The organism is Actinomadura fibrosa, assembly GCF_900659615.1.
Classification (GTDB): domain Bacteria; phylum Actinomycetota; class Actinomycetes; order Streptosporangiales; family Streptosporangiaceae; genus Spirillospora; species Spirillospora fibrosa.
The window spans coordinates 1-9631 of record NZ_CAACUY010000298.1 but is presented as its reverse complement, the minus strand read 5'-3'; the positions used below and the strand labels follow the sequence as shown (position 1 = coordinate 9631).

Sequence of the window (9631 nt, the reverse complement as noted above, 5' to 3'; positions counted from 1 at the left end):
GGCATACGAGATTCCTCTTAGTGACTGGAGTTCAGACGTGTGCTCTTCCGATCTGGGTGTCCCGGCGGGGGTGGCGGTGCGTTCGGCGGGCCGCGCGCCGTCGGGCGGCCCGATCTCGCCGCCGAACGCCGGGGCGGCGGAACCCGGCAGGGCGGGCGGGGGCGGCGCCACGGGGGCGGGCACTGCCGTCGCGGACGGGACGGCGTCCGGCGCGACGCCGTGCCCCGGGGGTTGGCTGACCGTCCCGTACGCGACGGTCAGCATGATCCCGCCCGCCAGGGCGACCGCGAGGGCGACCGCGGGCAGCGACGACTTGAGGCGGATCGGGCGCCGGCGGGGGCGGTGCGAGCGGTGGCCGGGGCGCGCGCTGAGGGCGTGCTTGCGGCGCGGGGGTTGCGGCGCGGCGCGCGTGTAGCCGGCCGGTGGGACGTCACGAGAAGGGCACACCTACCGATGGTCACCCTCGGTGCCCGTCCGGGCACGCAGAATCGCCGTGACCGTTGCCTGGTCGATACCGGAGCCGGTCCTCGGGTCAGGTCCGCGGGACGACCGTGTAGCGGCGCAGGGCCAGGGCGGGGTTCCGCTCGCGGACGGCGGCGACGCGCTCGGGCGCGACGTCCCCGGCGGCGGTGCCGGTCCCCTCGCCCAGCGCGGCGACGACCACGCCCATCGGGTCCACGATCATGCTGTTGCCGGCGCCGGTCGGTGCGCACTGGTCGGCGGCGGCCACGTAGATCGTGTTCTCGATCGCGCGAGCGCGGACGAGGGTGCGCCAGTGGTCCTCCTTGAGCGGCCCCGGCACCCACTCGGCGGGCAGCGCGAGGACGTCGGCGCCCGCGTCCACGATGCGGCGGGTCACCTCGGGGAAGCGGACGTCGTAGCAGGTCTGCATGCCGACCGTGACGCCGTCGACGGTGAACGTCTCGGGGTCGGCGAGGTCGCCGGGGCGCACCATCGCCGACTCCTTGTAGCCGAACGCGTCGTAGAGGTGCGTCTTGCGGTACGTCGCGGCGATCGACCCGTCCGGTGCCACGGCGACGAGGGTGTTGGAGATGCGGCCGGGGTCGTCGAGCCGCTCGTTGACGCCCGCGACGAGGTGGATCCCGTGGCGGCGCGCCAGCTCGCCGAGCCCGGTGGTGAAGGGCCCGTCGAGCGGCTCGGCGGACGCGAGGAACCGCTCGTCCATCCGCGGGGCGGTGAACGACGCGAACTCGGGCAGCACGACGAGCCGCGCGCCGCGTCCGGCCGCCTCCCCGACGAGCTTGCGCACCGCCGCGAGGTTGCCGTCGCCGTCCTCGCCCGGCGCGAACTGCGCCACCGCGACCTGCACCATCGAAACCTCCCTAGAGCCTGTCCACACCGGTCACGCGGATGACGGCCTCGCCAGCCTGGTCGGATCCGGCGAGGTCGACCTCGGCCGAGATCCCCCAGTCGTGGTCGCCCGCCGGGTCGTCGAAGACCTGCCGGACCCGCCACAGCGCGTCCTCCGGCACCTCCTCGATCTGGAGCAGTTTCGGCCCGCGCGCGTCGGGGCCGGTGAGCAGCTCCTCGTGCTCGGCGTAGTAGGCGTCCATCGCCTCCCGCCAGGCGTCCGCGCCGAAGTCGGGGTCGAGCTCGCCGAGGTCGCCGTACCGCTCCAGCGCGGCCAGCTCCACGCGGCGGAACAGCGCGTTGCGGACCAGGACCCGGAACGCCCGCGCGTTCGCGGTGACCTTCGTGACGCGCTCCTCGATCGGCTCGTCGACCTCGTCTGTGGGGTTCGCGAGCTGCTCCCACTCGTCCAGGAGGCTGGAGTCGACCTGCCGGACGAGCTCGCCCAGCCACTCGATCAGGTCGATGAGGTCGTCCGTCTTGATCGACTCCGGGACGGTCTGCTGGAGCGCCTTGTAGGCCCCCGACAGGTACCGCAGCACGAGGCCCTCGCCCCGGGCCAGCTCGTAGTAGCCGATGTACTCGGTGAACGTCATCGCCCGCTCGTACATGTCGCGCACCACCGACTTGGGGCGCAGCGGATGGTCGCCCACCCACGGGTGCCCCGCCCGGTAGATCTCGTACGCGGCGTCGAGCTCCTCCTCCAGCGGCTTCGGATGGTCGACGTCCTGGAGCAGCTCCATCCGCTCCTCGTACTCGATCCCCTCGGCCTTCATCTCCTGGACGGCCTCGCCGCGCGCCTTGTTCACCTGCGCCGCGAGGATCTGCCGCGGGTCGTCCAGCGTCGCCTCGATCACCGACAGGACGTCCAGCGCGTAGGACGGCGACGCCGGGTCGAGGATCTCGAACGCGGCCAGCGCGAACGTCGACAGCGGCTGGTTGAGCGCGAAGTCCTCCTGGAGGTCCACGGTGAGCCGCGCGTACCGTCCGAGGTCGTCGGGCTCGGGCAGCACCTCCACGACCCCGCCGGCCAGCAGCGACCGGTAGATCGCGATGGCCCGCGAGATGTGCCGCCGCCGCGCCGCGGGCTCCTCGTGGTTGTCGGTGAGCAGCCGCTTCATCGCCTGGAACGCGTTGCCCGGCCGCGCGATCACCGACAGCAGCATCGCGTGGCTGACCTCGAACCGGGACCGGAGCATCTCCGGCTCGGCGTCCTGGAGCTTGCGGAAGGTCTCCTCGTCCCAGCCGACGAACCCCTCCGGGGGCTTCTTCCGCTGGACCTTCCGCCGCTTCTTCGGGTCGTCCCCGGCCTTGGCGAGGGCCTTCTCGTTCTCCACGACGTGGTCGGGCGCCTGCGCCACCACGAACCCGACCGTGTCGAACCCGGCCCGCCCGGCCCGTCCGGCGATCTGGTGGAACTCCCGCGCCCGCAGCCGCCGGACGCGGTGCCCGTCGTACTTGCTCAGCGCGGTGAACACGACCGTCCTGATCGGGACGTTGACGCCGACGCCCAGCGTGTCCGTCCCGCAGATGACCTTCAGCAGCCCCGCCTGCGCGAGCCGCTCCACCAGCCGCCGGTACTTGGGCAGCATCCCCGCGTGGTGCACCCCGATCCCGTGCCGGACGAACCGCGACAGGTTCCGCCCGAACTTCGTGGTGAACCGGAAGTTGCCGATCAGCTCGGCGATCCGGGCCTTCTCCGCCTTGGTGCACACGTTGATGCTCATCAGCGCCTGCGCCCGCTCGATCGCCGCCGCCTGCGTGAAGTGCACCAGGTAGATCGGCGCCTTCTGCTCGGCGAGCAGCTCCTCGATCGTCTCGTGCAGCGGCGTGACCCGGTAGTCGTAGATCAGCGGAACGGGCCGCTCCGCCGAGCTGACCAGCGCCGTCGGACGGCCCGTCCGCCGCGTGAGGTCCTTCTGGAAGAACTCGACGTCCCCGAGAGTGGCCGACATCAGCAGGAACTGGGTCTGCGGCAGCTCCAGCAGCGGGATCTGCCAGGCCCATCCCCGCTCGGGCTCGGCGTAGAAGTGGAACTCGTCCATGACGACCACGCCGATGTCGGCGTCCGCGCCGTCCCGCAGCGCGATGTTGGCGAGGACCTCGGCGGTGCAGCACACGATCGGCGCGTCCGCGTTGACGCTGGCGTCGCCGGTCATCATGCCGACGTTCTCGCGCCCGAACATCTCGCACAGGTCGAAGAACTTCTCCGACACCAGCGCCTTGATCGGCGCGGTGTAGAACGCCACCTGGTCCTTGCCGAGCGCCGCGAACAGCGCCCCGGCCGCCACCAGGCTCTTCCCGGAGCCGGTCGGCGTCGCGAGGATCACGTTGGCGCCCGAGACGACCTCGATGAGCGCCTCCTCCTGCGCCGGGTACAGCGTGATGCCGCGCCCCGCCACCCACCTCTCGAACGCCTCGAACAGCGAGTCGGCGTCAAGGTCGTTCGCGGCGGGCAGCTCATCGATAAGGCTCACCCCTCCATCCTGCCCCCGATCGCCCAGTGCCCGCGTCACCGGCGCCGCCGCCACCCGCCCAACGCGACCGCGGCCCCGATCCCGGCCGCCAGCACGTTGAGGACGCCGCCGATCACCGGCGCCAGCTCCACGATCATCCGCATGACCACCACTCCCGTCCCGTCTCCGGCGAACGGGATCAGGGTGCGGCGACCGCGCGGGCGGCGGCTGTGCGCTCCTGTGACGCCGTTCGTGTGACGGGGTGATCATGACCTTGACCTGGGCTTTCCTTCGTCCAGAGGGCACACGGGCGCACGTCCCGCGTCACGCCGGAGCGTGTCCCTACTCGGCCGCCCTAGGCAGCCTGCGCATCGCCTCCGCGAGGCTCTCGTCCACGTCCGGCACCTCGAACCCCAGCCACCGCAGCCGCTCCGCCGCGTCCCGGATGGTCATCCCCGTCTTCTTCGAGGCGTTCAGCAGGTGGAAGAGAGGCACGGCCTTCTCCACGTCCAGCCAGACTTCGGAATAGTTCTGGCGGTACCGGAGGAGAGCGAGATCCGCCGTGTCCACTCCGTCCGGGATGTCGTGTGGCACCGCCATGCCGCACCCGGCCAGGCGCGAGGCCGCTGTCGCCGGGCTGATCCCGAACTCGCAGGCGGCCCTGATCAATTGCCCCCGTGTCACCGGAACGACCGGATCGAGCCATTGTCCAGTGGTGAAAAGGATCCGCGACAGGAGCCGCACCGTTGAATCGTCGATTCCGGCGGGCCATGGCCCGGCTGGCACCCTGAAGCCGTACTCTTCCAGCCGGAGCGCGGTGGAGGTTGGATCGACGCCGGCCCGGGCGCTGAGGATGAGCAGGTGGGGCAGCGGGACGTTCCGCGCCGTCCACCACGGGGGCGAACCGTCGCCGTCCCTGCTGAACAGGGCGAGATCCGCCCGCTCGACGCGTTCAGGGAGCCGCTCCGGGACCGGCACTCCATAGGACGCCAGGCGCTCGGCGACCTCGGGAAGCTCCCAGCCCAGGGCGAGCGACGCGTGTGCGAGGTGGACGGGGAGCAGCGGAAGCGCCGGATCGAATTCATCTTCTTCGAGGTAGTCGAGCCTCCAGTCGAACAACAGGTGATCGATCTCAGACGGACGGGAAGGGAGTGCGAGCCCCTCCGTTCGGAACCCGAAGCTCTCCAGCCTCTCGCGCACCTCCTCGACCGCGATCCCGAGATCCCAGGCGCACGAGACGAGGTGACTGGCCGGCAGCGCTCGCGGCCTGTCCTTGATCGGAGCAACGCCATCCTTGCTCCAGGACAGCAGGCGGAGGTCCTGCGAAGTGGGGAACCCGACCTCGGGTGCGGCACCGGAACACCGGAACCCGAAGGACTCCATTCTCCTGTGCACCTCGGACAACGCGGTACCGGACTGGAGGGCGACCGCCACGAGGTGTCCGAGAGGCACCGTCCGGGTCACGTCGAGCCATTCCGGCCTGCCATTGCGCGACTCGCTGAGCAACGCGAGGTCGAGGCCTTCTACCTCCGAGTCGCCGAACTTCAGCGGCTCGACCTCATGGACGCCCAGTTCCACCGCCCGCCGCGCCACCTCCCGCGGAGCCGCTCCGGTCAGCAGCGCGATCCAGAGGACATGCCCGGGGTGCCGCCGGACGCCATCCGGTGTCCATTGCCAGTCGGTGGAGAAAAGGGGTCGGTCAGGCACGGGCAGGTCGTTGAATCCAAGGAGGAGCACATCGGAGGGCTGTGCCCGGACGACCGGCCCGATGCCGTCGGCCGCCGCCTCGCCGACCAACTGCGCCGCCCTTCCGTGCGCGGCCATGCGCCAGAGAAGCACGTGTTCGCTCACATGGGCACCGAAGTCATGCCGCCAGAGGCCGACCGTCTCGTCCGTGAACCGGAGTGCGGCGCCGTCGCCTCCGAGGACGAGGTGGGAGTCCTGGAGGAAGCAGCCAGTGCGCGCGACGTCCAGGCTGCCGGATCTGGTGGAGACGCGTTCACCACGGGCGGCGACGGCTTCGCTGACGAGGTCGCCGAGACGCGGGCTCGCCTGGGTGACGTCGCTCACCCAGCGGACGTCGAGCAGGCGGCGGCCGTTGGAGACGAGTTCGCTCGACGCCGCCCGCAGCAGGTCCTCGACGTCCCTGGACACGTCGGACAGGACCTTGCGGCGGTCAACGGAGAGGCGCTCGGGCATGCGGGCGCCGGTGAGGTTGACCAGCGCGCCGTGCAGGGTGCCGTTGCCGAGTCCGGCGAACACGCCGCGGCGCAGGGCGGGACGGGCGTAGATGCCGTCGACGAGGAGGCCGCCGCCCTTCTCGCACCAGACCACCTGGCCGTGGCCGTCCGGGTCCGTCCAGGGAACGAGCGTGCCGTGCACGTCGAGGCCGTCGTTCTCCCAGGAGGGCCGGACGCGGGGCTTGAGGACACCCGGCTCCCAGACCTCGCGTTGCGTCCCGTGCTCGGCCACCGTGCGGAACTCGGCGATGCCGAGGAGGCGGCGCAGCTCCTCGACGCAGGACGGGGCGTCCTCGCCGTCGCGCAGGTACAGCCGCACGGTGGTGCCCGGATGCTGATCGACGGGGAGGTGCTCGATGCGGAACAGGTGGCCGGGGCCGAAGATGGAGACCTTCAGGGTCGGGTGCGGGCGGTGGCCGCGGTCGAGCGGGCGGGTGACGACCTCGATCTCGTCGGCGATCATGAAGTAGCTGAGCACGCCGATGCCGAAGCGGCTGTTGGCGTGGAACGGGATGGGCGGGTCGGAGCTCTCCCACTCGGCCGACTCGACGAGGAACTCGGTCGTGTCGGTGAAGCGGGTCCCGGCCTGGGAGAAGACGTCGGTGAGGACGGCCTCCGTCATGCCGATGCCGTTGTCGCGGCAGTCGAGGTAGGCACGGCCGTTCGCGTCGACGCCCTGGACGAAGCGGATGCGCCCCTCCCAGTCGTCCAGCCAGTCGCCGCGGCTGCGGTAGGCGAGGCGGGCGCGGCGGTAGCGGCAGGCGTCGAGGGCGTTCTGGTACAGCTCGCGGACGGCGAGGCCGCGGTCCTGGTAGAGCTGCTCGCCCATCAGCAGGTCCTGGACGCGCCGCTCGTCCAGGCGGAACCGGCTGACGCGCTGGAAGAGCAGGCGGCCGTCGTCGTCGGTGCCGGGCCGCACGTCGTCGGCGGACGCGCGGGACGGCAGCAGGGCGAGCGCCCGCAGCGTCGAGTGGTCGCCGCAGCCCTGCCGGACGGTGTGCAGCAGCGCGTCCACCTGGTGCGCGTACTGGCGCAGCCCTTCCAGTTCGGCCGGGTGGTGGCAGTCGGCGCGCAGCACGAGGCAGCCGGACGACAGCACCCAACGCGCCCGGCCCGTCGCGGTCCGGCGCAGTTCCGCGAGGTCGACCGGGTGCGGGATGCCCAGGTGCCGGACGACGACGTCGGGCAGCCGGACCAGGTCGACGGTCAGCGCGTAGCCGACCGTCAGGACCTGCCCGACCAGGAGTTCCCGGACGCGCTGCTCGTGCGGCTCGCCCGCGAACAGGACGGTCTCGAACTGCGGAGCGTTCTTTCGGTCGGTGTCTCCCAGTTCGGAGAGGTCCAGGCGGAGGGCGGCGAGGAACCGCTGGACGGTCTTGGCGTCGAGCACCTCGTCGCGCAGCCGGGCGTCCGCGATCCCGGCCTCGTCCAGGAGGTCGCGGACGGCGCTCAGCCGGTACGCCTCGGGGAGCCGCGCGGCCCAGCGGTGGAACAGCCACCAGCCGATCTCGGCGCGGGCGGGGGCGCGATCGGGAAGGGTGCGGGCCGTGGCCCGGTCGACCAGTTCCCGCTGGCCGCCGAGGAAGGTCTCGTACTGGCGGCGCGCCCCCTCGGCGCCGCCCGGGCCGGAGTCGACCGGGTCGAGGTCGAGCGGGCCGATGTCGCGGAGTCCGGCGAGCGTCCGGGCCATGTGGGCGTGGTGCAGCATCGGCACCAAGACCAGGAGCGCGGCCTCGGCGGGCGAAAGGTCGCACAGTTGATCGGCGAGGCGTGTGCGCAGGAGCCAGTCGGTCCAGCGGGTGAAGCGGGCGGCCAGGTCCGGGTCGAGCCAGGGATCGCCGTCGAGGGCCGCCTCCGCCTCGGCGGCCAGCTCCCCGAGCCGTCCGGCGACGATGGCGGCCGCGTCCCGGAAGGCGGACGCGTCGCGTTGTGCGTCGACCAGCGTCCAGGCGATGTGCTCGGGGATCTGCCCGGCCCAGGGGTGCGGCGCCGGAGCCGCCGGTTCGGCGGGCGGTGCCTGCGCGTGGAGCCGGACGGCGGTGCGCGCGTCGTCCTCGCCGCCGCCCAGAGCGCGGACGAGCGCCACGAGCTGCGCCTCGTCGACCGGACGGGACCGGCCGCGCAGGATGTCATTCACCCGGGTCGCGGACTTGAGGTGCATCCCGTCCGCGATGGCGCGCAGGCTCTTGCCCCCGTTGTCGGCGTGGATCCGCGCGAGGAGCTCCAGGAGCCTGCGGTAGAGGCCGTCCTCGGGCCACTCGGTGTCGTCGATCCGATGCCCGCCCGCCACGCCGCCTCCCGAGTGCCGCCCGGAGAACGTATCTACACGCCCGTTACCCGGCAGACCACCCGAATCCCGGAACAAAGCGTAGGGCGGGTTAGGGCGAGATCGTGGGGCAACAACGTGCTGGACGAGACGAAAAACTCGGAGGGAGCTCGATATGGAGAAGAAGGATCCGGCGGACCGGGGGCCCGGGGCCAACTCGGGGCAGGAGGAGCTGCCGCACGAGCGGGTCGTCCCGGGGACGGGCAGCGCCGCCGAAGGGTACGAGGGACCGGACGCGGGCGACGGGACGAGCACGGGGAACCCGATCGCCGGGGTGGAGAAGGACCCGGACGAGTCGTGAGCTACGACCGGGTAGCGATCGTCACGGGAGCCGACTCGGGGATCGGGAAGGCCACGGCCGTCACGCTGGCCGAACGCGGGTTCGATGTGGGGATCACCTACAAGTCGGACCGGGACGGGGCCGAGGGGACGGCCCGGGAGGTCCGCGAGGCGGGCCGGCGGGCGGCCGTGCGGCAGCACGACCTGCGCGATCCGGAGGCGGCGGCCGGGGCCGTGGACGAGCTGGCCGACGAGCTCGGCGGTGTCGGCGTGCTCGTCAACAACGCCGGGACGGGCAGTTCCCGTCCGGTGCTCGACATGGGGCTCGACGAGTGGCGCGAGGTGCTCGCGGTCGACTTGGACGGGGCGTTCCTCTGCTCGCAGCGGGCGGCGCGCCGGATGGTGGCGCGGGGCCGGGGCGGCCGGATCGTCAACGTGACGAGCGTCCACGAGGAGCATCCGCGGGTCGGGTCCGGGCCGTACTGCGCGGCCAAGGGCGGCCTGAAGATGCTCGCGCGGGTGCTGGCGCTGGAGCTGTCCCAGTACGGGATCACCGTGAACACGGTGGCGCCCGGAGAGATCGCGACGCCGATGACCGGGCAGCACGAGCAGCCGCCGGAGCCGGAGAGCCGGCCGGGCTACCCGATCGCGCGGCCGGGCCACGCCCGCGAGGTCGCGGAGGCGGTCGCGTTCCTGGCCGACCCGGGCGCGTCGTACGTCACGGGCGCGTCGCTGTTCGTGGACGGCGGCCTCGGCCTCATGGGCCCGCAGGCGGCCGGGGCGCTGGAGTCGGCGGACTGGCGCAAGGGCTGACCGGCCACGGCTGACCGGCTACGGCTGACCGGCGCGGATCGGCGCGGACCGACCGGCGGATCCGGCCGGGCGGGCGTCCCGCGGGTCCAGTCTGGCCGGCGTCCCGCGGGTCCAGTCTGGCGGGCGTCCCGCGGGCCGGTCGGGCG

General features: G+C 72.4%; 5 protein-coding genes and 1 pseudogene. 2 read left to right on the top strand and 4 right to left on the bottom strand.

What is annotated here, in order from left to right; translation table 11 throughout:
- The 4 genes and pseudogenes from E1300_RS54380 to E1300_RS43610 form a co-directional block, all read right to left on the bottom strand.
- A pseudogene (locus tag E1300_RS54380) lies at positions 1-447 on the bottom strand (hypothetical protein); the annotation flags it as partial.
- A gap of 85 nt (positions 448-532) precedes the next feature.
- Positions 533-1333 (bottom strand): carbon-nitrogen hydrolase family protein, encoded by an 801-nt coding sequence (locus E1300_RS43620; RefSeq protein WP_131763154.1) that lies wholly within the window; start codon positions 1331-1333, stop codon positions 533-535.
- 10 nt (positions 1334-1343) lie between these two features.
- Positions 1344-3848 (bottom strand): DEAD/DEAH box helicase, encoded by a 2505-nt coding sequence (locus E1300_RS43615; protein WP_131763153.1) that lies wholly within the window; start codon positions 3846-3848, stop codon positions 1344-1346.
- A gap of 321 nt (positions 3849-4169) precedes the next feature.
- The gene (locus E1300_RS43610) at positions 4170-8357 is read right to left on the bottom strand and encodes a wHTH domain-containing protein (RefSeq protein WP_131763152.1); all 4188 of its coding nucleotides are present in this window, start codon (positions 8355-8357) and stop codon (positions 4170-4172) included.
- Positions 8358-8508: 151 nt separating this feature from the next.
- Between E1300_RS43610 and E1300_RS53090 the strand changes: the two genes are divergently transcribed.
- On the top strand, positions 8509-8694 hold the full coding sequence (locus E1300_RS53090) for a hypothetical protein (protein ID WP_131763151.1): 186 nt from the start codon (positions 8509-8511) through the stop codon (positions 8692-8694).
- Positions 8691-9485 carry an SDR family oxidoreductase gene (locus E1300_RS43600; protein ID WP_131763150.1) on the top strand — a complete coding sequence of 265 codons (795 nt, stop codon included), beginning with the start codon at positions 8691-8693 and terminating at the stop codon, positions 9483-9485. The genes E1300_RS53090 and E1300_RS43600 overlap by 4 nt, the downstream gene beginning before the upstream one ends.
- Positions 9486-9631 lie beyond the last annotated feature (146 nt).

Coding starts and splice junctions, on each gene's coding strand:
- E1300_RS53090 (WP_131763151.1), top strand. CDS start 8,509: ATGGAGAAGAAGGATCCGGCGGACCGGGGGCCCGGGGCCAACTCGGGG.
- E1300_RS43620 (WP_131763154.1), bottom strand. CDS start 1,333: ATGGTGCAGGTCGCGGTGGCGCAGTTCGCGCCGGGCGAGGACGGCGAC.